The organism is Nonomuraea sp. ZG12, assembly GCF_052068115.1.
GTDB lineage: Bacteria > Actinomycetota > Actinomycetes > Streptosporangiales > Streptosporangiaceae > Nonomuraea.
In genome coordinates this window covers 116,359-143,356 of record NZ_JBQHCW010000011.1, presented here as the reverse complement: position 1 = coordinate 143,356, position 26,998 = coordinate 116,359, and the positions used below count along the sequence as shown (strand labels likewise).

Here is a 26,998-nt window from a genome sequence, read left to right as displayed (position 1 = left end):
GATACCAGCGGTTCTTGTTGCGGAAAGCGCCGCTCAACGTGTCCGCCAGACCGATGAGGCCGCTTCGGCGCACGCCACGTCCTGCTCCGCGGTGCCGCCGCTGACCCCCACGCCTCCGGCCACGCGCTCGGTCTCGCCGTAGTCCGCCCAGAGCGGGATCCCGCCGCCGACGCAGACGAAACGGTCATGCCAGGACAGGTCCCCGCCCGGTCCCTGGCCGGCCGCCGGCGCGAGTTCGGCCGTGGGCCTGCGGTGGGCCGCCGCGGCGCACGCCTTGCCCGGCGCCAGGGACGCTCCCGCGAAGCCCGCACCCTCCATACGCAGGAAAGACACCAGATGACCGCCCGAGTCGACCACGGCCACGGAGATCACCGCGCCCTCCCGGGCGGCCTGCCTCAGCGCCGCCTCGCACATGCGTAACGCGAGTTCGAGATCCACGCACGTCCCCCTGGCCTTCGGTGTTCCTCCGCTGCCCGACGCCTCATGCGTACAGCGCGTGCGTCACCTGCGCAAGATCGCCCCTGGGCCTGGGATCGGACCGCCGTGGGACGCGTACGGGATGGGGCCTTTCAGCCCTCGCGCGTGGTATCAATCACACTGTGCGCTCGGGCGTGTCGTGCCGAGGATTGTGCCGAGAGCCAGGTGGAGAGGCCCTCGGGGGTCAGGAAGGCGTCGAACACCGACTCCATGGCGCCCAGCAGAGGGCCGCGCCACGGCATGGCCGACGGGGCGATCAAGGGCGGGCGGTCGCGGCGGATGGTCATCAGGCCGTCCTCCACGGCTCGCAGGAGCACCGGCGCCACCCGGTCGTGCAGGTCCGCGGCCAGCCCGGACAGGACGACCACCTCCGGGTCGTGCGCGTTCACCAGCGCGGCGATCCCCCTCCCGAGCGCTCGCGCATTGGCCACGACCGCCTCCACAGCCGCTGCCTCGGCGAGGAGGTGGGCGGCCTGGGCGCGGCCTCTGCCGCCGCCGTAGGCGAGACCCATGTGGCGGAGCAGGGCGTTCGCACCCACTTCCATGCCCCAGCAGCCGCTCGCCCCGCACATGCACGGCGCGTCGCCGCCGGTGAGGGGCATGTGGCCGAACTCGGCGCCCATCCCACTCGCCCCGCCCAGCGGCTTACCGTCGACGACCAGGACACCGCCGAGGTCGAAGTCCACGTGGAGGTGCAGCCCCACCTCGACGCCGCGCAACAGCCCCCGGCGGGCCTCCGCGAGCGCGGCCAGCGCCGTGTCGTTGCCCACCCGGACGAATTCCGGCGATTCGCCCCCCACCCGGACGGTTGCCACCCGGACGGCTCCTGGGCGTTCGACGGCGAGCAGGGCGGGGACGTCCACCGAGCGCCAGCGCAGGTGGGCGATGTCCACCAGGCCGCCCTCGCGAACCGGCCCGGCCACCGCCAGGCCGACGCCGACCACGCGGCTGCCGCAGCGTGCCAGGTGGTCGCGGATCGCCCCGCCCAGCGGCAGGAACACGCCCTCCGGCGTGCCGTCGTGCTCCTGGACGGAGAGCACGGTGATCCGCCCGCCGAGCTCGCAGGCCGCCAGTTCCCAGGCGTCCTCGCGTACGTCGACGGCCAGCACGATCGGGCCGCGCGGATGCGGCCCCGGCACCAGCGTGGGCCGGCCCCGTACGTGCTCGGGCGCCGGGACCTCGTGCAGGAGCTCGTCCTCCACCAGGCCGCCGACCAGCACCGACGCGGTCCCTCTGGCGAGCTCCAGCTCGCGGGTGAGGCGCGACCTGGTCCAGGTCGCGCCGCAGTCGTGGACGGCGCGCAGCACCCGCACCCGGTTGTGCGCGCGCAGCTCGCCGCTGGTCCTTGCCCCGTTCGCAATCATGATATTTCTCATTATGCTCTAGCCGTGAGCAAAAAATGGGGCGATGCCCAACGTGCCCGACTTGGCGTGTTCATCTTCTTCTTCCTGTGCGGGTTGGTCATGGGCCTGTGGGCGGCCGGGCTGCCCTCACTGAACGACCGGCTGGAGCTCGGCCCGGCCAGGCTGGGCACCGTCCTGCTCCTCATCTCCGGCGGCGCGCTGGTGTCCATGCTGGCGGCAGGGCCGCTGGTGGACAGGTGGTCCAGCCGGGCCGTCTGCTGGTTCGCGGGACCGTTCTCGGCGGTGGTCCTGCTCGGTCCCGCGCTCGCGCCGAACTATCCGGTGCTGACCGTGCTGGCCGTCGTCTTCGGGCTCGGGCTGGGCGTGACCGAGGTCGCCATGAACGCCCACTCCGTCGAGGTCGAACGCCGCTACGCCCGGCCGATCATCTCGGCCTTCCACGGCACGTGGAGCCTCGGCGGCGCGGCCGGCGGCGCGGTGACCGCGCTCGTCCTGCAGGCCGGGCTGGACGCCCAGACGCTGCTGGTGGTGGCGGCCGTGGTGGTGCCGTTCCTGTACCTGCCGGCGGCCCGGCTGCTGCTGCCGGACCCGCCCGAGCACGCCTCGGCGGACTCGCCCGCCGGTCAGGGCCGATCCGCGACCTCCCTGAGGTGGGGGCTGATCGCGTTGCTCGGCGGGGCCGCGTTCGCCGGTCACCTGGCCGAGGGCGCCGCCATCGACTGGGCCGCGCTGCACGCCCGCTGGGTGCTCGACACCGACCCGGCGCTCGCGCCGCTGGCCTACACGGTGTTCGCGGTCGCCATGACCACCATCCGGCTGCTCGGCGACCCCATCCGGGCCAGGCTCGGCTCGGTGCGCACGATCCAGTTGGCGGGCCTGCTGGCGACCTGCGGGTACGTTCTCGTCCTGGCCGCGCCGGCGACGGGCTCCCTGGCCGTGGTGTGCGCCTGGACCGGCTGGGCGCTGGCGGGGATCGGCCTCGCCACCGTGGTGCCGGTCATCTTCAGCGCCGTCGGCGCCGCGGGCGGCCGGGTCGGGCGCGCGCTGGCGCTGGTGACCGCGTTCGGCTACAGCGGCCTGCTGGTCGGGCCCGCCGTGCTGGGGTACGTCGCGGAGGCGTCGTCGCTGCCCATCGCCCTGATCGTGCCCGCCGTGCTGGCCGCGGTCGTGGCCTTCACCGGCGCTCCCGCCATCCGCGCCCTGGCCCGTGTCGCCACCCCGCTGGAACCCGCGACGGCAGCGGCCCGCGACTGAAGCGGGGGCGCGGGGCCGGATCCCGGCCCGAATTCCGGGTCGGGACCTCCCCGCGGGCCCGTTGACCTGGTGTTATGTGATCGTGACTTGACCCTGACGTGGTGCTCAATGTTTCATGTCCCAAAACACCGTAAACGTTTACAGAGCCTGATCTGAAATCGTTTACGTTCCTGGAAGGACTGCCTTGGCCGACGGACCCACGATCACCACGATCGCCGAGCGCGCCGGCGTCTCCATCGCCTCGGTCTCCCGGGTGCTGAACGGCCTGCCCACCAGGCAGGAGACCGTGCGCAAGGTGATGGCCGCCGCCGAGGAGCTCGGGTATGTGCGCAATGCCGTCGCCCGCTCCCTCAAGTCGCGGCGCACCCATCAGGTCGCCTTCGCCATGGCCGACGTCGGAAACCCGGCCTACCTGGCCATGTTGCGCCAGATCCAGCCCGTGCTCAAGGCCGCCGGCTACAGAATCGTGCTGCACTCCACCGACGCCGTCGTCGCCGACGAGATCGACGTGCTGCACAGCCTCGGCGAGCGCTACGTGGACGGCCTGATCATGAGCCCGCTGCGGGTCACCGGCCAGCACCTGCAGATGCTGGCCACCGCCAGAGCGCCTGTGGTGATCATCGGCTCGGTGCCCGAGGGGACACGCGTCGACAACGTGCGCGCCGACTCCCGTACCGGCGTCAAGCTCGCGATCGACCACCTGCACGCCCTCGGCCGCCGCAGGATCGGGATGGTCAACGGCCCGCCCGACACCGTCCCTGGCGCCGCGCGCGGAGCCGCCTACATCGAGGCGCTCGAAGCCTGCGGACTGCCCTACGACGAGAGTCTCGTCCAGATCGGCGACTTCTACCGCGCCGAAGGTGGCCGGGCCGTGGCCGCGCTGCTCGACCGGGTGCCCGACCTCGACGCCCTGATGTGCGCCAACGACCTGATCGCGCTCGGCGCCCTGGATGTGCTGCGCGCGGCGGGCAGGCGGGTGCCGCAGGACGTGGCCGTGGTCGGCATGGACGACACCGACCTGGCGGCGGCCTCCTGGCCGTCGCTCACCAGCGTCTCGCTGGGCTCCGCCGAGCGCGGCAAGGCCGCCGCCGAGTTGCTCCTCGACCGCCTGCAGAACGGCGAGCGCGAGCCCCGCCTGGTGACCGTGCCGCCGCGCCTCGTGGTGCGCGCCTCCACGACCGGCGAGGAGGGCGGGACGTGACGGCCACGGCGACCAAGCCGGCGCCGCCCACGCCGCCCGCTCGACGCGCGCGCGGCGCGGGCGGCGCCGGGCGCAACCGCGAGATGTGGGTGCTCATGCTGCCCGCGCTCGTGCCCGTGCTGCTGTTCAGCGTGGGCCCGCTGCTGTACGGGATCGGGCTGGCGTTCACCGACGCCGAGTCCGGCAAGAACCACGTCACCAGCTTCGTCGGCCTGGAGAACTTCGGCGACCTGCTCGCCGATGACACCTTCTGGGCGTCCATGCGGGTCGGCCTGATCTGGGCCGTGACGGTGACCGTGCTGCAGTTCCTCGCCTCGCTCGGACTGGCGCTGCTGCTGAACCAGAAGCTCTGGCTCAGGGGGGTCGCCCGGGTGCTGACCGTGGTGCCGTGGGCGATGCCGCCCGTGGTCATCGGCCTGATGTGGCGGCTGGTCTACCACCCGGACGCCGGCATCGTGAACAGCACCCTCGGCACCGACATCAACTGGCTCGCCGACTTCACCTGGGCGCTGCCCGCCGTCATCGTCATGGGCGTGTGGAGCGGCATGCCGCAGACCACGATCGTGCTGCTGGCCGGCCTGCAGACCATCCCCAAGGAGCTGTACGAGGCGGGCGAGATGGACGGGGCGGGCACCTGGCGCCGGTTCTGGAGCATCACGCTGCCGCAGCTGCGCCCCATCATCGTCACCATCACCTCGCTCGACTTCGTCTGGAACGTCAACCAGTTCAGCCTGGTCTACGTGCTCACGCAGGGCGGTCCCGGCGGCCAGACCAGGCTGCCGATGCTGTTCGCCTACGAGGAGGCGTTCCGGTACGGCTTCTTCGGCTACGCCGCCGCCCTCGGCGTCAGCATCGTGATCGTCGTGCTCGCCCTGCTCGGCGTCTATCTGTGGCGGCAACTGAGGGAGGCGTCATGAGAAAGATCCCCCAGTACGTCGCGCTGCTGGCGTACATGGTGTTCCTGGCCTTCCCGCTGGTGTGGCTGCTGTCCACGTCGCTGAAGACGCCGCAGGAGATGGCAAGTCTCGATCCGGCCTGGATCCCGGCCGAGCCCACGCTGACCAACTTCGCGGACGCGTTCGGCGAGCAGGACCTGGTCGGCGCGGGCGCGCGGAGCCTGGTGGTGGCGCTGGCGAGCGCGCTGCTGACGGTCACCGTGGCGCTGCCGGCCTCCTACGCCCTGGCCCGCTACCGGGGCACGCTCAAGCAGGTCGCGCTCGGCTGGGTGCTGGTCAGCCAGGTGTTCCCGTTCATCCTGATCATCATCCCGCTCTTCATGGTGCTGCGGCAGCTCGACCTGACCAACACGCTGGTCGGCCTCGTGGTCGTGCATGTGACGTTCACGCTGCCGTTCGCGTTGTGGATGCTCCAGGGGTACGTGCGGTCGGTGCCGCGCGAGCTGGAGGAGGCGGCGGCGGTGGACGGCGCCGGCCGTCTCCGAGCGGTCATCAGCGTCGTGGCGCCGCTGCTCGCGCCCGGCGTGGTGGCGACGCTGCTGTTCTCGTTCATCTCGTCCTGGAACGAGTTCCTGTTCGCACTGGTGGTCCTCAAGGATCCCGACGTGATGACGCTCCCGCTGACGCTGGTGAGGTTCACCGGCCCCGAGGGGGTGTCCAGGCTCGGCCCGCTGGCCGCGGCGTCGCTGATGGCGACGATCCCGAGCCTGATCTTTTTCGCAATCATCCAGCGACGGCTGAGGTCTGGCCTGATGGCCGGCGCTGTGAAGGGCTAGGAGGCTCTCATGCGTATCACATCCGCGTTGGCGGCGGCGGCTGTCGTCGCCCTGGCCGCCGGTTGCGGCGGCGGCGGGGACGGCGGGTCCTCCTCCGCCCCTGACCAGCCCGTCAAGCTCGACTTCCTCAGCCTCGCCTGGCAGAAGGAATCGGTCGCGGCCAACAAGCAACTCGTCGACGAGTGGAACAAGGCCAATCCGAACATCCAGGTCACCTACGTCCAGGGCAGCTGGGACAACGTCAACGACCAGCTCGTCACCTCCTTCGAGGGCGGCGACGCGCCCGACGTCATCCACGACGACTCCCCGGCGCTGTCCGGCTTCGCCACCAAGGGCTACCTGCTGGAGCTGAACGACAAGCTGCCGGCCGAGCTCAAGAGCGACATCCCGCAGAGCTCCTGGGACACCGTCACCTTCGACGACGGCAAGGGGAACCAGGGCGTGTACGGCGTGCCGTTCCTGCAGGAGTCGCAGGTCATCATCGCCAACAAGAAGCTGCTGGACGCCGCCAAGGTGCGCATGCCCACCCCGGCGGAGCCGTGGACGTGGGACGAGTTCGCCACGATCAGCAAGAAGCTCACCAAGGGCGACACCTACGGCGTGGCCTGGCCGATGAAGTCGCCGGTCAACAAGACGCTGAACCTCGCGCTGAACTTCGGCGGCACGTTCTTCCAGACCGGCGCCGACGGCAAGACCACGGTCAAGGTCGGCCCCGAGGAGAAGGAGGTCCTGCAGCGCATCCACGACCAGCTCTACAAGGACAAGTCCGCCGACACCTCGGCGCTCGGCATGGGCACCGCGGACCCGCTGCCCGGCTTCTTCGCCGACAAGTACGCGATGCTGCCCGTCGGCGTCTACCTGCGCCAGCAGGTGGCCGAGCAGGCCCCCGACGACTTCGCGTGGGTGACGCTGCCGCCGCTCAAGGGCACCACCTCCGAGCAGGGCGCCGTCTCCCAGACGCTGTCGGTCGCCGCTGACAGCGAGCACCCGGACGAGGCGCTGAAGTTCATCTCCTTCTTCCTGAACGGCCCGAACCAGGCCAAGCTCGCCAAGGGTGACTGGCTGCTGCCGACCTCGCAGCAGGCCGCCGCCGACCCGGCGATCACCACCGAGGAGGACGGCTGGGACGTGGCCACCGCCTCCGCCAAGAACCTCGTCGTCGCGCCGTTCCTCAAGGTGAACGGGTTCGACGAGTGGAAGTCCAAGGTGGCGACGCCCGCGCTGCAGGAGTACTTCGCCAACAAGATCAGCATCGACGAGGTGGCCAAGAAGCTCGTCGAGGACGGCAACGAGGTGCTGGAGCGGTACCAGCGGTGACGTATACCGACAGTGCTCATCAGGACAGGGCGCGGGGGTGTCTGCTCGGCCTCGCGGCCGGCGACGCCCTCGGGGCGCCCGCTGAGAACCTCTCGCCGGAGCAGATCCGCAGCAGGTGGGGGCGGCTCACCGAGATCGAGGGCGGCGGCACGGACGACACCGAGTACGCCATCTTCGCCGCCTCCCTGCTGGTGGCGCACGGACATGGACTGACCTCGGAACTGGTGGCCGCCGCCTACCGGGAGCGGATCATCCCGCTGGTGAACGGGCCGATGCGCGGCGCCGGTTTCTCCGAACTTGGCACGATCCAGGCGCTGCGGCGAGGGCTGGAGCCGCCGCTGACCGGCCTGGTACACCAGCACGGCTGGTCCGACGGGCTGGCGATGCGGGCCGCGCCGTACGGGATCTTCTGCCCCGGCGATCCCGGCGAGGCGGCCCGGCTGGTGGAGGAGGACGGCCGGGTCACCCAGTCAGGGGAGGGCATACTCGGCGGCCGCGCTATCGCAGGGGCCGTGGCCGCCGCCATGGTGGACGCGCCACCGCCGGACGTGGTCGAGGCCGCGCTGGCGGTGGTGCCCGCCGACTCCTGGACTGCCCGAAATATCGTACGAATCCGCGACGTGATCGGCGACGCCGTCGGCGGCGGGGCCGTGGCTTCGGGGCTCGTCGAGGCGCTGCACGAGGCCGTCGTCGTCAGGCACTACCCCTGGACGGACCTGGCCCCCGAGGCCGTGGCGCTGGCGCTGGCCGCCTACCTGGCCGGTGGGGGCGAGGTGGAGGCGTCGGTGACGTTCGCGGTGAGCCTGGGCAGGGACGCCGACACCATCGGCGCCATCGCCGGAGCGATCGCCGGAGCCGGGCGGGGAGAGCGAGGCGTGCCCGAGCGCTGGGCCGCGCGCATCGGGCCGGTGACCGGCAAATGCCTGCCCACCGTCGCGGGACGACATGTGCTCGACGTCGCCGACGAGCTGGCGGCGGCCCTGGACGGGGCCCGCCGATGACGGGCCGGACAGTGGCGGGTCGATGATGGGACCGGATCGCGCCGGCGAACCGGCGGAAGGACTGTAGACATCATGTCGGGGGACAGGATCACGGGAGCCTTCGTCGGGCTCGCCGTGGGTGACGCCGCGGGCTGGCCCGCGAGCAGGCACAGAGCGGCGCTGCACGCGCCATGGAGCAGGCGGCTGCACCGCGAGCTGGACGGGTTCGCCGAGGAGCATCGGGTGACCACGCTGCCGGTGCCGTTCGCGCTCAACCAGCCGGTCGCGCCGCTGGCCGTCGGCCCGTCCGACGACGCCGAATGGCTGGCCTGGACGGTGCTCGGCATCGACCGCCCGAGGGCCGAGGCGTTCAGGAGCCTGGCGGGGCGGACGGACATCAGGGCGCGCGTCTCCGTGGCGACCGCCCTGGACAACCTGGCCGGCGGCCTCGAACCGCCCGCCAGTGGGCACGACAACCCGCACCACTTCGACGACGCCGCCGCCATCAGGGCCGTCGCCTTCGGCGCGCTCGGCAGGGATCCTGCCGAGGACGCCCAGGTGACCAACTCCGGCGACGGCGTGCTCGGCGCGCTGGCCGTCGCGGCGGCCGTGGCCGAGGCGGTGGCGACGGGCTCACCGGCCCGGATGGTCGGCGCGGCGCTGGCCGTACTGCCAGAAGACACCGCCATCGGGCACAACGCGCGGCTGGCGCTGAAGGTCGCCCGCGAGGCGGGCGACCCGTTCGGCGCGGTGCCCGCGCTCGACGCGGCCCTGCTCGACCACGTCTACAGCTACGGGGTGGGCGCCGCGCAGACGGTGCCCGTGGCGCTGGCGCTGGCCGAGGTGGCGCAGGGGTCGCTCACCCGGGCCGTACCCGCCGCCGCCTGCCTGGCCGCGCTGGCCGACTCCGCGCCCGCGCTCACCGGCGCGCTCACCGGCGCGTGCGGCGGGTACGGTGCCATCCCGGAGGGGTGGCGAACGGCGGCGGGCACACTCGCCGGCTGCTGTCTGCCCGAACTGGCAGGCTTGGATCTCATGGACCTGACGGAGGGACTTTCATGACGCCGCTTGAGGACAGGGCGATCGGCTGCGTGGCGGGGGCGGCGGTCGGTGACGCGCTGGGCGGCGCCACCGAGGGCTGGACCCCCGAACAGATCGTCGAACGCTACGCCGGGCAGGTGGAGGGCATCGTCCCGCCGTTCAACGAGGACTGGCGCAATGCCCGCCCCATCGCGCCGTACCACAAGGGCGACGGCCACATCACCGACGACACGTTGATGACGCACGCGCTGATCCGCGTCTACGAGAAGGCGGGCGGCCACCTCGACGCCTACTCCGTGGCCGAGCACCTGGTGCCCGAGCTGATGGGCAAGCGGCAGTGGATCCCCGAGCTGGAGGCCGAGGCGCTGCCGCTGCAGCGGATCTTCCTGGCGGAGAAGTGGATCGTCGCCCGCCTGCACTACGGGCACGTCGACCCCCGCGAGGCGGGTGTCGGCAACATCGTCAACTGCGGCGCGGCCATGTACGTCGCCCCGGTCGGCATCGTCAACGCCGCCGACCCCGACGCCGCCTACGCCGAGGCCATCGACCTGACCGGCGCCCACCAGTCCAGCTACGGCCGGGAGGCGGCGGGCGTGATGGCGGCGGCCGTGGCCGAGGCCATGCGGCCGGGCGCCACCGCCGACTCCGTGGTGGCGGCCTGCCTCCGGCTCGCCAGGGACGGCACCAGGGCGGCCATCGAGTCCGTCTGCGAGGCGGCCCGCGACCTGGGCCACTGGGACGGCTCGTTCGCCGCGCTGCGCGCCGCCGTGCGGCCCTACGACACGGTCGCCGACACCTATCGCGACCAGGGGCTCGGCGCCCGCCGCCCGAGTCGTACGCACAGCATCGAGGAGCTGCCGCTGGCGCTGGCCTTCCTGGTGATCGCCAAGGGGGACTTCCGTGACACCGTGCTGGGCGGCGTCAACTACGGCCGGGACGCCGATTCGATAGCCTCGATGGGTGGCGCCATCGCCGGCGCGCTCGGCGGCCTCGCCGCGGTGCCGGGGGAGTGGGTCGAGCAGGTGGGCACGGCCAGCCGCACCGACCTGCTCACGCCGGGCCGGACGATCGCCGCGGTGGCGCGCCGGGTGCACGCCGGCGACGTGGCCCGCCGCCGGGCGCACGAAGCCGCGTTCACCGACCTTCTGGAGACCTGAAGATGATCCGGCTCACCTGGGTGCAGCCTGAGGACCTGGTGGGGCACGAGCTCCGCCAGGCCGCCGAGGACGGCAGAGACGCCGGCCAGATCGCCGAGCGGTGGCACGCCGAGGGCGGCCACGACGCCCCGCCCCGCGCCGGGGCCTCCGAGCCCGGCGCGCAGAAGCTCCGGCCGCTGGCCGAGCGGCTCCTGGACGAGCTGGACGCGATCGACTCGCCGCTGGACGAGCCGACGGACCTGATCGCCGTCATCGCCGCCTGCCCCGGCTGGCCGCAGCCACGGCCCGGCCACGTCGCCTCCCGTGACCGCGTGCTGGGCGGCTGGCTCGGCCGCTCGGCCGGCTGCGTGCTGGGCAAGCCCGTCGAGAAGCTGCCGCGCGAAGGCATCAGGGAGCTCGCCGAGGCCACCGGCAACTGGCCGATCCGCGGCTGGTTCACCGCCGAGGGGCTGCCGGACGAGGTCGCCGAGCGCCGGCCGTGGAACCGCCGCAGCGCCGTCAACTCGCTGGCCGAGAACATCGACGGCATCCCCGAGGACGACGACCTCAACTACGCGCTGCTCGCCCTGTCCGTGCTGGAGCGGCACGGCCGCGGCTTCACCACCGACGACGTGGCGAAACTCTGGCTGGACGAACTGCCCGCCGGGCGCACGTTCACCGCCGAGCGGGTCGCCTACCGCAACCTGCTGGCCGGCGTCGAGCCGCCGGAGACGGCCACCTACCGCAACCCGTTCAGGGAGTGGATCGGCGCGCTGATCAGGGCGGACGTGTACGGATGGATCAACCCCGGCGATCCGGGCACCGCCGCCGAGTACGCCTGGCGTGACGCCCGGCTCACCCACACCGCCAACGGCGTCTACGGGGCGATGTTCGTCGCCGCCATGTGCGCCACCGCGATGGTCGCCACCTCCGTGGAGGAGGTGGTGGCGGCCGGACTGTCGGTGGTGCCGCCGCGCTCCCGCCTGCATGCGGCCGTACGGCAGGCGGCCGAGGACGCGGCCCGAGAGCCGGACTTCGAACGGGTCCTCGACCTGCTGCACGAACGCCATGGCGGCCTGCACTGGGTGCACACGATCAACAACGCGGCCCTGATCGCCGCCGCGCTGATCCACGGCCGCGGCGACTTCACCGCCTCCATCGCCGGCGCGGTCGCCGCCGGCTGGGACACCGACTCGGCCGGCGCGACGGTCGGCTCCGTCGTCGGGGCGCTGAACGGCGGCGTCCCCGGGCAGTGGACCATGCGCGACAGCCTCGCCAGCAGCCTGACCGGCTTCGACGGCATCGGGCTGGAGGAGCTGGCGCGCCGTACCCAGGAGATGATGCATCCGTGATCACGGTCTTCGGCAGCGCGAACATGGACCTGGTGGCCTACGTCTCCAAGGCTCCCCAGCGGGGGGAGACGGTCACCGGGCGCGAGTTCCGGACGATTCCCGGCGGCAAGGGCGCCAACCAGGCCATCGCCGCCGCCAGAGCCGGCGCCGCGGTGGCGTTCATCGGCGCGGTGGGCGAGGACGCCTTCGGCACCGAACTGCGCGACACCCTCGCCGCCGCCGGTGTGAACGTCAGCCTGCTGCGGCGGGTGCCGGGCTTGAGCGGCATCGCGCACATCGTGGTGGACGACACGGGCGCCAACTCGATCATCGTGGTCCCCGGCGCGAACGGCACGGTCGGCGGCCCCACGGGCAACGATCGCGCCCTGATCGCCGCGTCGCAGGCGCTGCTGCTGCAGCTCGAACTGCCGATGGAGGCGGTCATCGCCGCGGCCAGGGCGGCACGCGAGGCGGGCGTCCCCGTCATCCTCACCCCCGCCCCCGCGCAGCCCCTGCCGAACGGCCTGCTGGACGCGGTCACCCTGCTGATCCCCAATGAGCACGAGGCCGCAGCCATCACCGGCACGGCCTCCCCGGAGGCGGCCATGGACGCGCTGCTGCGGCGGGTCGACGAGGCCGTCATCACGCTGGGGTCGGAGGGGGCACTGTACGGGTCGAGCTCGGGGGAGCGGATCCGGGTGCCGGCGGTCAAGGTCCAGGCGGTGGACACCACGGCCGCCGGCGACACCTTCGCCGGGGCGTTCGCGGTCGCGCAATCCGAGGGCCGCGACGCCGAGGAGGCGCTGCGGTTCGCGTCCGCGGCGGCGGCGCTGTCGGTGCAGCGCGCGGGAGCCAGCACGTCGATGCCCACCCGTGTGGAGATCGAGGCGTCCCAGGCCTGACAGGACGAACGCCGTCAGGCGCCGAGCAGGTCGTGAATGCGCCAGCCGTCTTTGTCACCGGCCATGCGCATGGCCAGCTCCGCCCGGCTGGCCAGATCGAGCGGGGCGGCCCCAGCGACCGCATGACCGTGAGCGAGCCGGTCCAGAGCCGCGCCGACGAGAGGCCCGGCAGTCCGTACGGTCGCCGCAAGGGCGATCGAGCGGGTGGAGCCGCCGTGCAGGACGATGTTCCGCTGGCGGTACAGCCGGCGAAAGCTGCCCCGGAGGTAGTTGTTGACCCGGCGGAGAGTGATCGACGGCTCAGTGACCAACTCCTGCATCCGCTCGAAGGCCGCAGCGGTGGTGAGATCACCGGCGGGTCTCCCCGGCTTCGTGGCCAGCCACTGGACCAGCCGCTGCGCGCGCTGCCGGTTATTGCCCTCTATCGCGCCGAGGTCACGGTGGAGACGAGGGTCGGCCGAACGGATCTTGCGCTCGTAGCTCAGCGCGGTCAACTCGGCGCGCGGCCATCCGGCCGCCACCAGCGCGGCGGCTCGATCGGCGGATACGGTGCGTCCCTCGTCACGGTCGGCCTCGTCGGTGTCGCAGAAGAGCAGTGATTCCAAGGCGGCCCAGGCTCCGGCGACGGCGTTGCTGGGCGAGCTCTCCGTGAGCGGGGCGGCCAGCTCCAGCGCGTCGTCCATGCGCAGCCCATGCGTGCCGCTTTCGGGCAGGTCGTAGAGCACACCGACGCGCTCCAGGGACAGGACGGTGACAGCGGGGTCCCCGCGGCGGAAATCCTGAGGCTCAGGCAGGCCGGACAGGAAGATCTGTGGGTGTACGTCGACGACGGTCTTTCCACGCCGATAACGGACTCGATTCCGGATGCGGTCGAACCGTTCGGTGATCTCATGCAGAGCCGAGACGTGGTCGCGGGCACGGACGCGGAAGAGCAGGCCACCGCTGGCGCGAACGGATGTGACGTGAGGGAACTCAGCGGCCAGTCGATTGCTGACTTCCTCCTTCGACATCCAGTGAGAGGACTTGAGCGCGCTCTGGGCGGCGGGCAGCTTGTCCTGGAGGACGATCATTCCCTCGTACTCGCGGTCCCCGAGCGCTTCGAGCTCCATGAACAACTCGACCAGGTCGACGGCGGTCCCGGTGCGGCCGAGACGAGACTTGACCTGGCCGTACAGGAAGTCCTGATGGAATCCCTCATCGAGCAGGTGAGCGGCGATACACCGGGCGGAACGTTCCACATGGACAGGTCCACCGGTGATGAGATCGCGCCAGCGTCGCAGATATCCGTCAGCGGTCAGATCGGCGATGAGTGCCAGCGTACGCTGGCTCCGTGCGCCCGGCTTGAGGGGAGAAGAGCAGGCTTTGTGGACCTCGCGACGCAGGTCCCCGCCGCCGATGGCGCCATCGGTCTTGAGGCGTGGCAGAAGCGACTCGCGAGCGAACCAGGAAAGGGAGGCGGGAGACAGCACGTGCCGTCCCACCCAGTCGGCTGCCTCGACCGCCTCATACATCGACAGGACCGTTCCGACGTCCCATAGGCGCCGATGCCAAGGCTGCCAGGATTCGAGCAGTTCGCCTACCCGTGCGCGCACGAGGGCGTCGGTGTCGGACGGGCTGACGGTCGCCACGAAGTCTCTCCAGCCGGATGAAATGTTCGTATGATCGGTTGCGGTGAGGCGTAGAGGGAATTACCCTCAGTAGGACTTAGGCAGGGGAGCCGCCCGCAAGGGCCGCTCCCCACCGCCTTTTCTGGGCTGCTTGCAAGAGTCTTCCGGAGGAAGACGTCGAGAATCAGCGTTTCCGCTGAATCAGCTCTGGGCTGAGCTGGTACGACTCAGGCAGGTTGAGCGGACCGTTCGGTATCAGATGATGTCGAGCGGGCAGAGCCAGGGAATGAACGAAACACCCGAGGAGCAGCCGGCAGCGCCGAACGGCCTGGGCGGGGAGAGCGACGTGGTCGCTGAGCGGTCCGGCGCCACCACGGAGAAGGGCCGCCGTCCCATCCCCGCCGACCCGCCGGAGGCCACGGACGAGGCCGACACCGAGGAGACGGCCGACGAGGAGAACGAAGAGGGCGAGGTGCCCCACCCCGACGCCGGCCCGACGGCTTAGCCCATTTCCGCACGCGCCGCTGCCTCGGAGATCTCCTTGGCCATCGTCAAAGCGCTGGCGCACCTCCCAAGCTCCAACGCCGACGGTGAGATCCAGTGCAGGAGCGTCGGTTTGTTGTCCTTGCAGAGCAGTCCCTGCGCGGAAGTCTCGTCTCCTGTCAACGGCTGGCCCGCCCGGTGGGAGGCCACATCCCGCAGACGGTTCTGCGGTTTCGTGCCGTGCAAAGATCATCGTCGGTTCGCCCACCGATGTTCAGAGAGGCCATCACGTGGATGTTCGACGGCCTTCGGCCTACCCGAACCTGGGCCCGAACTGGCGGCGATGAGTGAGTTCTTCGACTTCGAGGACGAAGACTGGACCGGGAGAGACGACGGCTGGAGCTGGAAAGCAGGTTTCCTGACGGCCATCGAACTGGCCACGGCGGTGCGACTGGACCACCGGTGGCTGGACACGGAACACCCCTGTTCAACACTCTCGGACCCTGTTCCAGAGTGAAGCGCCTTACCTCCGAATCACCCCGGCGCCGTGTCGGCGGGCGATCGGGCCTGTACGACCTGTTGTCCGGGACGGGACGGCCTCCTCGAAGGCCGGTGGGACTCACGGGAAGACGATTCCGGCTTGCGGCGAAGGGTGAGTGACCGTCCACCACACATGAGGCAGGCTGATGACGGAGAGAAGAACTTGATCGCCGAAGCGGGCGAGCAGATGACCGACGCCGAACTCGTCGCCCAGTACCGGCGGGACTCCGGCCTGTTCACCATCGTGCACGACCGCTACTTCCGCGACATTTACCTGTACGTGGCCGGCCGCCTGGACACACAGATCGCCGAGGACATCACGGCCGAGACGTTCCTGCTGGCTTTCGACCAGCGCGACCGGTTCGACCCGGAGCGCGGGGGACTGCGGCCCTGGCTGTTCGGCTTCGCCACCAATCTGATCGCCAGGCACCGGCGCAAGGAGACCCGCCACTACAGGGCGCTGTCCCGGCTCGGCCCGGAACCCGTCGTAGAAGGCCACGAGAACCGGGTCATCGCCTCCGTCGCCGCGGAGCGTATGCAGCCGCACCTGGCCAAGGCGCTGGCCGCGTTGTCCGGCGGTGAGCGCGATGTCCTGCTGCTCGTGGCCCTGGGTCAGCTCAGCTACGACGAAGTGGCCCAGGCGCTCGGCATCGCCGCCGGCACGGTGGGCTCCAGGCTCAGCCGAGCGCGCGCGAAGATCCACGCTCTCATCGACCAGGAGACCGCCCATGGATGACCTGAACGCGATCGCCACCCTGCTGACCAAGCCCGAGCCGCCCGCTGAGGCGGTCACGCGCAGCAGAGGCCGGCTCCAGGACAGGATGCGAGGCCGCGCGCGGCGGCGGATCGGGTGGCTGCTGCCCGCGCTCACCCTGGCCACCGCCGCCGCCGCGGCCGTCGCCATGCTCGTCACGGGCGTGATCACGCCCGCCGGCGCACCCGCCTCAGGCAGGGAGGTCCTGCTCATGGCCGCTGTCAGCGCGGAACGCACGCCCCAAGGCTCCGGGACCTATTGGTACGTCACCCGTGAGATGCGGGACATGGACATTCCGCGTCAGGAGAGCTGGACCACGCGCGACGGCCGGCGCTGGTCCAAGGGCGAGCCGGGTGACCCTCCCGGTGTCGTCGTACCAGACCCGGACCCGCTCATGCTCAAGGGCGCCGAGGTGAGCATCGAGGACCTCGAAAAGCTGCCGGCAGATCCCGAGGCGCTGAAAGCGCGGCTGGCGGGGCTTCAAGGGCGTGACAGCGCCATGACCGCATCTGAGCAGCGAGGCGACCCTCTCTTCTCACTGATCACGCTGATCTCGGAGCTGCCGACGCCGCCGGAGGTCCGTTCGGCAGCGTTCCGGGCGCTCGCCACCATGCCCGGAGTTGAGAGCACGGGCGCGGTCGAAGGCGGGCACGAACTGCGGTTCCCCTATCCTGACACCACGTGGGAGGTCAAGCTGGTCGTCGATCCCGAGACCGCTCGAGTGACGCGCACCAACTCTCTCTCCGGCAACGACGGAAGCGTGTTGTTGAGCGCAGGATTCATCAGGGTGACCACCGGCTGGACGGACCAGCCTCCCCGATAGGGACTCCCAGCCGACGCACCGGGCCCTTCCCCGGAATAGCGCACGGATCCGGGGTTGGCGAGCGACGGCCTCCGTACCCGCTGGTCGAATGTCCTCCCATCGGCCTTGGCCTCGCTGCGAGGTCGGGGCCGATGGGAGGCGCCGTGACAGTAGCCGGTCCGACGGCCTAGCCGTCGTGATCGTCGTTCAGGCATTCTTGCGCCCGCTCAAGCCCCTGCTGCCGACCCTGCCGCAGTGAGACCGCAGGAGTGCAGGGTCGCATCCAGGTGGCGTACGTCGGTGGTGGTCGCCCAGGGTTCCAGCCGGGTTCGGGCCTGGTTGATCTCCTTGGCGAGTCGGGCGGAGCTGTGCTGTCTGGTGATGTCGGCGGCCTCGGTCAGCCGGGCAGCCGCTTCGGGGATCTCCTTGGTCATGGTCAAGGCGCGGGCGTATTGGGTGAGCACCCACGCATGACGCCCCTTGAGTCTGGGGTCCGGCCTGGTCAGATATCGCTCGGTTGCCGCTATGACAGGTCGGGCTGGACCAGCGAGGTGCTTCTCCTGAGTTCCGCTTCCGATGGCGAGACCCAGTACAAGAACGCCGGTTCGTTGTCTTTCGGTGCGCTGGCCGACGCGAGCGCGTTGTCATGGGCGCGGGCACTCGCGGCAGTATTGCCCTCAGTCGCGTAGGCGAGTGAGAACAGTGTCTCGTGCAGCGGGGCCAGGAGCTTGCTCGGGGATCGGTTGGCCCAGCTCTGGATGGCGAAGGCATGGTCGAAGACGGCGGCCGTCCGGTTCTGATCACTGGCCATCCTGCCCAGCCAGTAGTGCATGAAGGCGATCAACGTCGGATCTCCGAGATCGAGTGCCGCATGCAACCCGTCACGCAGGGGTTGCTCGGCCGCCGCCCGTTGTCCGTTGACGAGCGGCAGCAGGGTTGCGGGTCCGGAGACGTCGTCGGCTCGCCGGGCCTGCAAGGTCAGCTTCTCGAAGGTTCGTACGGTGGCCTCGTCCATCCGCCAGGTGTTGCGCAGGACTCCGGCCAGGCGTTCCTCTTCCTCGGGGGTGAGGACCCGCAGCAGGCCGAGCGCCTGGCTGCCGCCGGAGGCCAGGGCCAGTTCGAAGAGCAGGTCGCGTCGCTTCACGTCGGCCTCCTCGGCGCCGGTGGCGTGCAGGCGATTCCGGGCTTCTTCCCTCTCCTAGATCGCAATAGGCAGTGTTTCGATCCAGCAGTCCGCGACATGGGCCGCGAGCACGGCTTTCGCCTCCTCAGCGTCCTCGTGGGTCAGAAATACTCCAGAGCCGGAGATGTCAGGTCCGTCGCGGAGCTCGACCCGCGTCATGACGACGTAAACGTGGCGATACCTTTCTCGGCGGACTCGCTGGTGATCTTCACTGCTGCAGAGGGCTTCGATCAGGTCGGCCGCCGAGGCGATGCTGAAGCCCGCATCGGCGCCGGACAGCGGGGTGGTCGGCCACCGCGTATCGCCGGCGAAAACGTTGGTGAAGAAGCTTCGGCGTGTGGGAGCGAGGACGTCTTCGTGCCAGCCGGCCGCCATGCTGATCACGTAGTCCGTCTCTCCTTGGCTCTCCAGCAGGAAGACCCGATCACTGGGACTGAATTCGACGCTGGGGTAGACAGCCTTGATGCGTTCGGCTTCGTCGGTGGGTGCGCTTCTGATCAGCAGGCCATGATAGTCGTCCCGGATCTTCATGATCGCCGCAGGCTTGAAGAGCACCTCGATGGTGGTCTCCGGAAGTGTGCTGGGCCCGTCAGAGCTTCCAATACTGCGGAACAGCGCTTGGCCGTGGCTCACGGTGTAGGCCCACAGCGCGAATCTGCGCTGGCTGCGGAAGATCTCCTTGCCCGGCGGAAGCTGCTGGTCTGTATTGAACCAGGCCTTGTTCGTCATGCGGATCAGAGTCGCGGTCTAACGGATCAGCGGTCAACCGGGTGCGCGGCCGGACGACTGGTCGTGGGGGTTCCCCGGCGAGCATGCCATGGCGGTGGCGTGTGAGCACCGTAACCATGTTTGAGTGGACCCGACGTTCCCTGCACCTTCTCATGCGGTGGTGGAGGATGACTTCAGTTCGGATCCGGAGGCGTTGTGCTCCTGTGTGGCGGAAGCCGCGGCATGCCGAAATCGGCGGTTGTCGTGAGGCGCCGTGCGCGGGCGCGCTTGTCGCGGCGAAACGACAGGGTCAGGTCGATGCCACTGGTCTCGCCAAACCAGCGCGGGCTCGCCGAGCAAGCAGGGCGGCCTCCAGTTCGTCTGGCCGGGCAATCTGAATTGGCCCCGGTGTGACGGTTCGATGCGGCCCCAGCGACGGGATGCGACCATGTCCTGGTGAAGGCGTATGACGGTCCCGCGGTGTTGCGTTGGAGGGCGAACTGGACCTTTGCCCTGGACTGCGATGTTGCGGCGGTCGTGATCGCATCAGCTCGGGGTTGGGACGTGTCTGTCGTGCCGAGCACGCAGGACGACCGCTGGGGACTCAACACCTTCCCCAATCCGTGGGAGCTCGTCTTCCCCGACGGCAGCGCGTTCGACGTCGATGTCGCGGCCAATGGCAACGCCTGGACGGTGACTGAGGTCGCCGGTGCTTGACCTGGCGGGCGATGTGCAGGGCGGAGCTCTCGTTGCCTTGCGGTCGGCCGCTGGAAGGCAGCGCTCGCGTGTTGCTTGATGCGCGCGCCTGCGCGAGTCGACGCTGCGATCTTTGCGCGCGCCATTCAGCTCGATGAAGCTTTCCGATGCCCGATGGCGGCGGCGGTGAACGCTTCGGTGTTGAGGACTCGGCTGTGGGCCGAAACGCCGTCCAGGAGCAGCGCCAGTTGCTCGGCGAGCTGTTCGGGGTTGCTGGCGCCGATGTGGACGGACAGTCCGTTCTTGACCAGCTCGGTGGCGAAGATGCGCCTGCTGCCCGTACTCGCTGTGTGCGGTTGTGTTCGTGTGGCGATCGAGCAGGTTGTCGGTGGTGCCTGCGATCGTGTCCGGCATGGGCGAGCTGGTCGAGCGAGTGGATGAACTGGACCGCGTGCTGGGAGTTGTGGATCGCGCAGAGGCGGAGCGTCGGCGATGGACGCATCGGATCGCGACGACGATCTGTCGCGATCCGATGCGGCGGATCCTCGTGCTGCGCCGAGCGGCGCAGCACATTCGCTTTCCCGGCCACTATGACGTGATGGTCGGCGGTGCGGTGAACGTGAGCGAGTCGTATGAGGACGCGGCAGTCCGCGAGCTGTCCGAGGAGCTGGGCGCCGGCGTCCCGGTGCGGTTCATGTTCAAGTTCCTGTGCCGGGATGGGGTCAGCCCTGTCTGGTTCGGGGTGCACGAGGCCGTGATCACCGAGCCATTGGTTCCAGATCCGTCCGAGATCGCTTGGCATGCCTGGCTCACAGAGCTCGAACTGCGGGAGGTCGTAGATCGATGGCCTTTCGTTCCTGGTGGGCGAGAGGCGTTGCGCCGATATTTGGTCTTCGGGAACGAGGGCCGGCCGTCGGCCGGCTGATCGGCGGCATCATGTCGAGTAGGTGCATGGCCCGATTCCCTCAGCTCGGGCTGCAGTCGACGTACTCGGGGGTCGGGGGTGTCTCCGGTCTGGAGGACGACGGCGAGTCGGGATTCGAACTCTTCGGGTCGGTATGACGGTCGGCCCCGGGGAGCAGCGTTACTGGCTCGATACACCGAGCCGCGTGATCGGCTGAGGAAAATCGGGCTTTCACGATGAGAGATGGTGGACGCATTCGTCCCGGTAGCGTTCCGTTCGCATGCGCAGTTTGGCCGGGTCCTCCAGGACGGCTCGGGAGACCGACGGGACGACCGCGTGTCGTACGGACGCGAACAGGCGGCCGACGTCGGCGGGGGAGGCGCCCTGGGTGCCCAGCCCGGGAGCCAGGACCGGGCCGTTGAGGTGGTCGAGCGGGTAGCCGGGGTCAGAAACGGTTGCGCCGACGACGACGCCGATCGAGCCCAGCGGGGAGGCGGCCTCGTTGGCTGACCGCACGCCCTCGTAGATCTCGCCCGCCACCGCGCTCTGCAGGGCGGTGGCCTCGGGGTTGGAGGTGCGGGCGAGGACGAAGACGCCGGCGTCGCTGGCGAGGGCCGAGGTGATGGCGCCCCGCAGGCTGCCGAACCCCAGGTAGGGGCTGAGCGTCACCGCGTCGGCGGCGAGCGGGCTGCCCCGGTCGAGGTAGGCCTCGGCGTAGGCGGTCATGGTGCTGCCGATGTCGCCGCGTTTGACGTCCAGCAGGACGAGCGTGCCCGCGTCCCGCAGGTCGGCGATCGTCTGCTCCAGCACGGCGATGCCCCGGCTGCCCCAGCGCTCGTAGAAGGCCGACTGCGGTTTCACGACTCCCACCAGGTCGCTCACCGCGTCGACCACCGTCCGGCTGAACCGGTCGAGGCCGGCGGGGGAGTCGTCGAGTCCCCACGCGTGCAGCAGCTCCGGGCTCGGGTCGATCCCGACGCAGAGCGGTCCGTGCTTGTCGAGCTTCGCCCGCAACCGTGTCCCGAATGATTCGTTCACCTTGGGCCCCCTCACGACCTAGGCAGACTAGTGCGTAGAAGCCACATGTATGGGGTTTGGCGGCTGATATATGGGGCTCCCACCTCACCAAGGATCCGGCATCTCGGGCATATCAGCCAGAGTTCATAAGAGTGTGGTCTTTCGGGTAGGCAGCAGGCATGTACGAGATCGCGCGGCGGACGCTCACGTTGTGCACCGACCCGGCGGGGGAGGTGGTCGTCACGATCGGGCTGCCGTACGAGGAGCCGTCGGGCGAGTGGTCGTGCCCGTACCGGATCGACGGGCTCGCCGGCTGGGAGCACGAGCGGAAGGTGACCGGGGTCGACTCCCTGCAGGCGGTGGAGCTCGCGCTGGCGACCATGCGCGCCGCGCTCACCGGCTCGCACGAGGCCAAGGAGGGCCTGCTGAACTGGGACGAGGAGCCGATGGGCAGCCGCCCGCAGATCGTGTACGTGAACTGGGACAAGGGGCAGGATGTCGCCTATATCGCGATGAAGCATGAAATCACGCCAGGTGATGCGGTTCGCCAGGTCGTGGCCGACGCGGTCGTGCTCGACTACGCGGCCTCCGGTGAGTTGCTCGGCCTGGAGCTGACCAACGCCCACACCCTGCTGCCGTCGGAGATGCGCATCTGACGCGACGCCGCACGAGCCGGAACAGGGCGCGGCCTCGATAATCGGGGGCGTGACATCTCCTCGCGTCGTGGCCACGGACCTGGACGGCACCCTCCTGCGCTCCGACGGGTCGGTCTCCGAGCGGACCCGTCGGGCGTTGCGCCTGGCGCGCCGGGCCGGGGCCGAGATCGTGTTCGTCACCGCCCGCCCGCCCCGCAGCCTCGAACCGATCGCCCGGCAGACGGGCGAGCTCGGCATGGCGGTCTGCAGCAACGGCGCGATCGTGTACGACGTCACCGCCGACGAGATCGTCACCATGTCCCCGATCGTCCCGGCGGCGGCCGTGACGATCATCGCCACCCTCACCGAGGCGCTGCCGGGGGTGAGTTTCGCGGCGGAGACGGGCCGGGGCGTGCTGTTCCAGCCGGGGTACGGCAGGCACATCCACACCGATCTGGCCTACTGGCGCCCGGTGCCGGACGTGTGCGCGGAAGGGGAGCCCATCGTCAAGCTGCTCGTCTGGTCGGACACCCATCCGCTGGACGACATGTTCACCGCCGCGGTGGCCGCCATCGACGGGCAGGCCGAGGTGACGCACTCGGGTGTACGGGGACTGCTGGAGGTCAGCGCCTCGCAGGTGACCAAGGCGGGCACGCTGGCGGGCCTGTGCGAGGGGATGGGCGTGCCGCCGGAGCGGGTGGTGGCGTTCGGGGATATGCCCAACGACCTGGCGATGCTCGCCTTCGCGGGCGCGGGCTACGCCATGGCCAACGCGCACCCGCTCGTGCTGGCGGCGGTGGAGCGCCGGACCCTCTCCAACGACGAGGACGGCGTGGCCGCGGCGCTGGAGCACATCTTCGCCTGACCGCTGGTGACGTTACGTGTCCGTGACCAGAGTCGTGATTTTTCCGTACTAATACGGATTATCACCGCTATTAGCCCTTGACCGTCCCGTCGAGGTGGTCGCAGAATGTCGGGCTAATGCGCATTATCACTTAGACGGGATGATACGGACTGTGACTGTTTCAGGTCGGCGCCTCACGCAGCAGGACATCGCGCGGATGGCCGGAGTGAGCCAGACGACGGTGTCGCTGGTGCTCAACGGCCGGGCCGACGGCGAGGTCAGGATCTCCCAGGAGACCCGCGACCGCGTGCTGCAGGTGATCAGGGAGACCGGCTACGTCGCCGACCCGGTCGCCAGGCGGCTGGCCGACCGGCGCAACCGCATCCTCGGCGTCTTCACGTACGAGGCGGTCTTCCCCGCCGAGAGCGCCGACTTCTACCACCCCTTCCTCGTCGGCATCGAGGAGTGCGCCGAGGAGGCGGGCTGCGACCTGCTGCTGTTCACCAGCGCCAAGGTCGTGGAGGGGGAGCAGCGGCGGATATTCAGCGCGGAGAGCCGGATCCGGCTGGCCGACGGCTGCGTACTGCTCGGCCGTACCGTCGACCGGGACGACCTGGCCAGGCTGCTGACCGAGCGGATCCCGTTCGTGTCCGTGGGCCGTCGCGACGACGCCGGCGGGCCGGTGCCCTACGTCGGCGCCGACTACCCGCCGGCGGTCCGCGCGCTCGTCGAGCGGGCGGCGGCGCTCGGCCACCGGCGCCTGGCCTACGTGGGCGTGGGCACCGGCGCGGAGTCCTTCACTGACCGGTTCGACGGCTTCACCGAGGCCGTGGCGGCGGTCGGGGCCGAGGGCCTGCATCTGACCTCGGCCGACGGGCTCTTCGACGCCGGCGCGACCGCCGTACTCGTCGAAGAGCTCGCCGACGCGGTCGCGATCGTGCGGGCGGCCCGCGAGCGTGGGCTGGACGTGCCGCGCGACCTGTCGGTCCTGGTGCTCGGCGCGCACTCCACGCCGGTGCACACCGACATCGACTTCACCGGCTTCCGCATCCCCCGGCGCGAGATGGGACGCAGAGCCGTCGAGCTGCTGACCCAGGTGCTGGAGAGCGGCGGAGCCCCCCAGGAAATGCTGCCGTGCGAGCTGGTCGAAGGCTCGACCCTGGCTCCCGCACCGAACGTCCCCGTACAGAACTGAGAGAGGTAACCCCCACGTGGTTGAGATATCGGCAGACGCGGTCGTCGTCGGCGGCGGGCTGGGCGGCGTCGCCGCCGCGCTGGCCCTGCTGCGGGCCGGCCGCTCGGTGATCCTCACCGAGGAGTACGACTGGCTGGGCGGCCAGCTCACCAGCCAGGCCGTGCCGCCGGACGAGCACACCTGGGTGGAGCGGTTCGGCGTGACCGCGAGCTACCGGGCGCTGCGGGAGGGCATCCGCCGTTACTACCGCGACCACTACCCGCTCACCGAGCGGGCCCGCGCCTGGCAGGAGCTGAACCCCGGCGCCGGCCACGTCAGCCGGCTCTGCCACGAGCCCAGGGTCGCCGTCTCGGTCATCGAGGCGATGCTCGCGCCGTACCGGGGCTCCGGCCGGCTGCGCGTGCTGCAGCCGTACCGGCCCGTCGAGGCGCAGGTGGACGGCGACCGGGTGACCGCGGTGCGGCTCGCGCACCGCGACGGCGGCGAGGACGTCACGGCGCTGGGCGCGTACGTGCTGGACGCCACCGAGACCGGCGAGCTGCTGCCGCTGACCGGGACCGAGTACGTGACCGGGTTCGAGTCGCAGGCCGAGACGAATGAGCCGAGCGCGCCCGCCGAGGCGCAGCCGCTCAACATGCAGGCCGTCTCGGTGTGCTTCGCGCTCGACCACGTCGACGGCGACCACACCATCGACAAGCCGGACTCCTACGACTTCTGGCGCGCCTACCAGCCGCCGTTCTGGGGCGACAAGCTGCTGTCGTGGCGCTGCCCGAGCCCGCGGACGCTGGAGATCGTGGAGCGTTCCTTCACCCCCAACCCCGGCGACGACCCCCGCCTGGTGGAGGCCGACCAGCGGGTCAACCCGGGCGACGCCAACCTGTGGACCTTCCGCCGGATCGCCGCTCGCGACAACTTCGTGCCCGGGGCCTACGACAGCGACATCACACTGGTCAACTGGCCGATGATCGACTATCTGGAGGGGCCCGTCATCGACGTGCCCGACGCCGGCCGGCACCTGGCGGCGGCCCGGGAGCTGTCGATGTCGGTGCTCTACTGGCTGCAGACCGAGGCCCCGCGCACCGACGGCGGCACCGGCCACCCCGGCCTGCGGCTGCGCGGCGACGTCACCGGCAGCGCCGACGGCCTCGCCCAGGCGCCCTACATCCGGGAGTCCCGCCGCATCCGCGCCCTGACGACCGTCACCGAGCAGGACGTGTCCGTGGCGGTGCGCGGTGACAAGGGCGCCGTCTCCTACGCCGACTCGGTCGGCATCGGCATGTACCGCATCGACCTGCACCCGTCCACCGGCGGCGACAACTACATCGACGTGGCCAGCTCGCCGTTCGAGATCCCGCTCGGCGCGCTGATCCCGCGGCGGATGGCCAACCTGCTGCCCGCCTCCAAGAACATCGGCACCACCCACATCACCAACGGCGCCTACCGCCTGCACCCGGTGGAGTGGAACGTCGGCGAGGCCGCGGGCGCGCTGGCCGCGTTCTGCCTCGACCACGCCACGACTCCGCACGCCGTACGCGAGAGCGAGCGGCTCCTGGCCGACTACCAGCACCGGCTCACCCGTGACGGCGTCGAACTGCGCTGGCCCGACGTCACCGGTTACTGAAGGAGAACTCATCATGAAGGCAATCGGGAAGCTGGCGGCCCTCTCGCTGACCGCACTGCTCGCGGTCACCGCGTGCGGCGGCGGCGAGACCCCTGTGGCGCAGGGGCCGCAGCCGCTCCGCATGACGATCTGGACCTCCAACGAGGCCCACCTGAAGCTGTTCAACGAGATCGCCGACGAGTATCGCAAGACACACCCCGACGTCGGCGCGATCACCTTCGACACGATCCCGTTCGAGAACTACACCACCACGATCACCACCCAGATCGCCGGCGGCAAGGCCCCCGACCTGGCCTGGATCCTGGAGAGCTCCGCCCCCGACTTCGTCGGCTCCGGCGCGCTCGCCCCCCTGAACAGCAAGATCGAGAACGCCGCGGAGCTCGTCCCCTCGGCCACCAAGCTGTGGCAGCAGGACGGTGAGCTGTACGCCTACCCGTTCTCCACCTCGCCGTTCGGCGTGTTCGTCAACACCGACCTGGTCAAGGCCGCCAAGCAGAAGTCCCCGCAGGAGCTCATCAAGGCCGGCCAGTGGGACTGGGAGCACGTCAACGACGTCAACGCCGCCGTCGCCAAGGACGGCAAGCAGGGCCTGACCATCCTCGACTTCGACTACAAGGGCTGGGACAACCTGGCCACCATCTGGGGCGGCTGGGGCGCCAAGGCCTACAGCGACGACGGCAAGAGCTGCCAGTTCAACAGCCCCGAGATGGTCGAGGCGATGACCTTCCTGCACACGTCGATCTTCAAGGACAAGGCCATGCCGGGCCCCGGCACCGTCGCCGACTTCTTCGCGGGCGACTCCGCCATGGTGATCGCGCAGATCTCCAGGGCCGCCATGCTCAAGGAGGGCACCTTCGAGTGGGACCTCGTCCCGCTGCCCGCCGGGCCCAAGGGTGAGTACGCGGTGATCGGGCAGGCCGGGATCGGCGTGCTGAAGAAGTCACCCAACGCCGAACTGGCCACCGACTTCCTCGCCTTCTTCACCAACCCCGCCAACTCCGCCAAACTGGCCGCCTACTTCCCGCCGGCGCGAAGCTCTCAGCTCACCGCCGACACCATGGCCAAGACGAACCCGCTGCTCAAGCCCGACCAGCTGCAGAAGGTCGTGATCGACGGCATCGAGAACGGCGTCGTCAAGCCCAGCCACACCGGCCAGGCCGAGCTGGCGCAGACCATCAGGGCCTCGCTCGACCCGCTGTGGACGGCGGACGCCGACGTCAAGACGGTGCTGGACGGCGTGTGCGCGAAGATCCAGCCCATGCTCGGTGCGTGAC

At 70.3% G+C, this 26,998-nt stretch carries 28 protein-coding genes; 21 read left to right on the top strand and 7 right to left on the bottom strand.

The window, feature by feature from the left end:
- Nucleotides 1–33 precede the first annotated feature (33 nt).
- Nucleotides 34–438 (bottom strand): heme-binding protein, encoded by a 405-nt coding sequence (locus tag ACTMTF_RS28085; RefSeq protein ID WP_397001822.1) that lies wholly within the window; start codon nt 436–438, stop codon nt 34–36.
- Between the two features lie 131 nt (nt 439–569).
- Complete coding sequence (locus ACTMTF_RS28080) at nt 570–1,841, bottom strand: ROK family protein (RefSeq protein ID WP_441113365.1); 1,272 nt, start codon at nt 1,839–1,841, stop codon at nt 570–572.
- Nucleotides 1,842–1,865: 24 nt separating this feature from the next.
- On the opposite strand from ACTMTF_RS28080, the gene ACTMTF_RS28075 reads away from it, so the two are divergent.
- The 10 genes from ACTMTF_RS28075 (at nt 1,866) to rbsK (ending at nt 12,735) form a co-directional block, all read left to right on the top strand.
- Nucleotides 1,866–3,095 carry an MFS transporter gene (locus ACTMTF_RS28075; RefSeq protein ID WP_441113364.1) on the top strand — a complete coding sequence of 410 codons (1,230 nt, stop codon included), beginning with the start codon at nt 1,866–1,868 and terminating at the stop codon, nt 3,093–3,095.
- 184 nt (nt 3,096–3,279) lie between these two features.
- Nucleotides 3,280–4,296: a LacI family DNA-binding transcriptional regulator gene (locus ACTMTF_RS28070; RefSeq protein ID WP_441113363.1), complete on the top strand. Its 1,017-nt coding sequence runs from the start codon at nt 3,280–3,282 to the stop codon at nt 4,294–4,296.
- The gene (locus ACTMTF_RS28065) at nt 4,293–5,213 is read left to right on the top strand and encodes a carbohydrate ABC transporter permease (protein ID WP_397001814.1); all 921 of its coding nucleotides are present in this window, start codon (nt 4,293–4,295) and stop codon (nt 5,211–5,213) included. The genes ACTMTF_RS28070 and ACTMTF_RS28065 overlap by 4 nt, the downstream gene beginning before the upstream one ends.
- Nucleotides 5,210–6,028, top strand: coding sequence for a carbohydrate ABC transporter permease (locus tag ACTMTF_RS28060; protein ID WP_441113362.1), 819 nt, complete (start codon nt 5,210–5,212; stop codon nt 6,026–6,028). Before ACTMTF_RS28065 ends, ACTMTF_RS28060 begins: the two co-directional genes overlap by 4 nt.
- Nucleotides 6,029–6,037: 9 nt before the next feature.
- A complete protein-coding gene (locus tag ACTMTF_RS28055) occupies nt 6,038–7,345 on the top strand; it encodes an ABC transporter substrate-binding protein (RefSeq protein WP_441113361.1) in 1,308 nt (435 codons plus the stop codon).
- Nucleotides 7,342–8,346, top strand: a complete 1,005-nt coding sequence (locus ACTMTF_RS28050) for an ADP-ribosylglycohydrolase family protein (RefSeq protein WP_441113360.1) — start codon at nt 7,342–7,344, stop codon at nt 8,344–8,346. Before ACTMTF_RS28055 ends, ACTMTF_RS28050 begins: the two co-directional genes overlap by 4 nt.
- 72 nt (nt 8,347–8,418) lie before the next feature.
- Nucleotides 8,419–9,387 (top strand): ADP-ribosylglycohydrolase family protein, encoded by a 969-nt coding sequence (locus ACTMTF_RS28045; RefSeq protein ID WP_441113359.1) that lies wholly within the window; start codon nt 8,419–8,421, stop codon nt 9,385–9,387.
- On the top strand, nt 9,384–10,523 hold the full coding sequence (locus ACTMTF_RS28040; protein ID WP_441113358.1) for an ADP-ribosylglycohydrolase family protein: 1,140 nt from the start codon (nt 9,384–9,386) through the stop codon (nt 10,521–10,523). Before ACTMTF_RS28045 ends, ACTMTF_RS28040 begins: the two co-directional genes overlap by 4 nt.
- Before the next feature lie 2 nt (nt 10,524–10,525).
- The gene (locus tag ACTMTF_RS28035; RefSeq protein ID WP_441113357.1) at nt 10,526–11,854 is read left to right on the top strand and encodes an ADP-ribosylglycohydrolase family protein; all 1,329 of its coding nucleotides are present in this window, start codon (nt 10,526–10,528) and stop codon (nt 11,852–11,854) included.
- On the top strand, nt 11,851–12,735 hold the full coding sequence (rbsK, locus tag ACTMTF_RS28030) for a ribokinase (protein ID WP_441113356.1): 885 nt from the start codon (nt 11,851–11,853) through the stop codon (nt 12,733–12,735). Before ACTMTF_RS28035 ends, rbsK begins: the two co-directional genes overlap by 4 nt.
- Before the next feature lie 14 nt (nt 12,736–12,749).
- Here the strand turns inward: rbsK and ACTMTF_RS28025 are convergent, their stop codons facing one another.
- Nucleotides 12,750–14,363, bottom strand: coding sequence for a hypothetical protein (locus ACTMTF_RS28025; RefSeq protein WP_441113355.1), 1,614 nt, complete (start codon nt 14,361–14,363; stop codon nt 12,750–12,752).
- A 265-nt stretch (nt 14,364–14,628) separates the two neighbouring features.
- Between ACTMTF_RS28025 and ACTMTF_RS28020 the strand changes: the two genes are divergently transcribed.
- The 4 genes from ACTMTF_RS28020 to ACTMTF_RS28005 all read left to right on the top strand — a co-directional run bounded on the left by ACTMTF_RS28020 (nt 14,629) and on the right by ACTMTF_RS28005 (nt 16,942).
- Entirely contained in the window at nt 14,629–14,847 is a 219-nt protein-coding gene (locus tag ACTMTF_RS28020; RefSeq protein ID WP_441113354.1) for a hypothetical protein, read from the top strand.
- Nucleotides 14,848–15,168: 321 nt separating this feature from the next.
- Entirely contained in the window at nt 15,169–15,342 is a 174-nt protein-coding gene (locus ACTMTF_RS28015) for a hypothetical protein (protein ID WP_441113353.1), read from the top strand.
- Between the two features lie 186 nt (nt 15,343–15,528).
- Nucleotides 15,529–16,101, top strand: a complete 573-nt coding sequence (locus tag ACTMTF_RS28010; RefSeq protein ID WP_441113352.1) for an RNA polymerase sigma factor — start codon at nt 15,529–15,531, stop codon at nt 16,099–16,101.
- Nucleotides 16,094–16,942: a CU044_5270 family protein gene (locus ACTMTF_RS28005; RefSeq protein ID WP_441113351.1), complete on the top strand. Its 849-nt coding sequence runs from the start codon at nt 16,094–16,096 to the stop codon at nt 16,940–16,942. Before ACTMTF_RS28010 ends, ACTMTF_RS28005 begins: the two co-directional genes overlap by 8 nt.
- A gap of 206 nt (nt 16,943–17,148) precedes the next feature.
- On the opposite strand, the gene ACTMTF_RS28000 is transcribed toward ACTMTF_RS28005, so the two are convergent.
- From ACTMTF_RS28000 to ACTMTF_RS27990, 3 genes are read right to left on the bottom strand one after another with little or no spacing between them, the layout of a single operon-like run.
- Nucleotides 17,149–17,385, bottom strand: a complete 237-nt coding sequence (locus ACTMTF_RS28000; RefSeq protein WP_441113350.1) for a hypothetical protein — start codon at nt 17,383–17,385, stop codon at nt 17,149–17,151.
- Between the two features lie 59 nt (nt 17,386–17,444).
- Nucleotides 17,445–18,065, bottom strand: coding sequence for a hypothetical protein (locus ACTMTF_RS27995; RefSeq protein WP_441113349.1), 621 nt, complete (start codon nt 18,063–18,065; stop codon nt 17,445–17,447).
- A gap of 54 nt (nt 18,066–18,119) precedes the next feature.
- Entirely contained in the window at nt 18,120–18,833 is a 714-nt protein-coding gene (locus tag ACTMTF_RS27990) for a hypothetical protein (RefSeq protein ID WP_441113348.1), read from the bottom strand.
- 435 nt (nt 18,834–19,268) lie between these two features.
- On the opposite strand from ACTMTF_RS27990, the gene ACTMTF_RS27985 reads away from it, so the two are divergent.
- Nucleotides 19,269–19,529 (top strand): hypothetical protein, encoded by a 261-nt coding sequence (locus tag ACTMTF_RS27985; protein ID WP_441113347.1) that lies wholly within the window; start codon nt 19,269–19,271, stop codon nt 19,527–19,529.
- A gap of 391 nt (nt 19,530–19,920) precedes the next feature.
- Nucleotides 19,921–20,433, top strand: a complete 513-nt coding sequence (locus ACTMTF_RS27980) for an NUDIX hydrolase (protein WP_441113346.1) — start codon at nt 19,921–19,923, stop codon at nt 20,431–20,433.
- Nucleotides 20,434–20,643: 210 nt separating this feature from the next.
- On the opposite strand, the gene pyrF is transcribed toward ACTMTF_RS27980, so the two are convergent.
- A complete protein-coding gene (pyrF, locus tag ACTMTF_RS27975; protein ID WP_441113345.1) occupies nt 20,644–21,450 on the bottom strand; it encodes an orotidine-5'-phosphate decarboxylase in 807 nt (268 codons plus the stop codon).
- Between the two features lie 158 nt (nt 21,451–21,608).
- Between pyrF and ACTMTF_RS27970 the strand changes: the two genes are divergently transcribed.
- The 5 genes from ACTMTF_RS27970 to ACTMTF_RS27950 all read left to right on the top strand — a co-directional run bounded on the left by ACTMTF_RS27970 (nt 21,609) and on the right by ACTMTF_RS27950 (nt 26,997).
- Nucleotides 21,609–22,085 (top strand): DUF2283 domain-containing protein, encoded by a 477-nt coding sequence (locus ACTMTF_RS27970; RefSeq protein WP_441113344.1) that lies wholly within the window; start codon nt 21,609–21,611, stop codon nt 22,083–22,085.
- Between the two features lie 49 nt (nt 22,086–22,134).
- On the top strand, nt 22,135–22,929 hold the full coding sequence (locus ACTMTF_RS27965) for a Cof-type HAD-IIB family hydrolase (protein ID WP_441113343.1): 795 nt from the start codon (nt 22,135–22,137) through the stop codon (nt 22,927–22,929).
- A gap of 151 nt (nt 22,930–23,080) precedes the next feature.
- Nucleotides 23,081–24,103: a LacI family DNA-binding transcriptional regulator gene (locus ACTMTF_RS27960; RefSeq protein WP_441113342.1), complete on the top strand. Its 1,023-nt coding sequence runs from the start codon at nt 23,081–23,083 to the stop codon at nt 24,101–24,103.
- A gap of 16 nt (nt 24,104–24,119) precedes the next feature.
- Nucleotides 24,120–25,724, top strand: coding sequence for an FAD-dependent oxidoreductase (locus ACTMTF_RS27955; RefSeq protein ID WP_397001782.1), 1,605 nt, complete (start codon nt 24,120–24,122; stop codon nt 25,722–25,724).
- A 13-nt stretch (nt 25,725–25,737) separates the two neighbouring features.
- Nucleotides 25,738–26,997: an ABC transporter substrate-binding protein gene (locus ACTMTF_RS27950; protein WP_441113341.1), complete on the top strand. Its 1,260-nt coding sequence runs from the start codon at nt 25,738–25,740 to the stop codon at nt 26,995–26,997.
- The last annotated feature ends 1 nt before the right edge of the window (nt 26,998 follow it).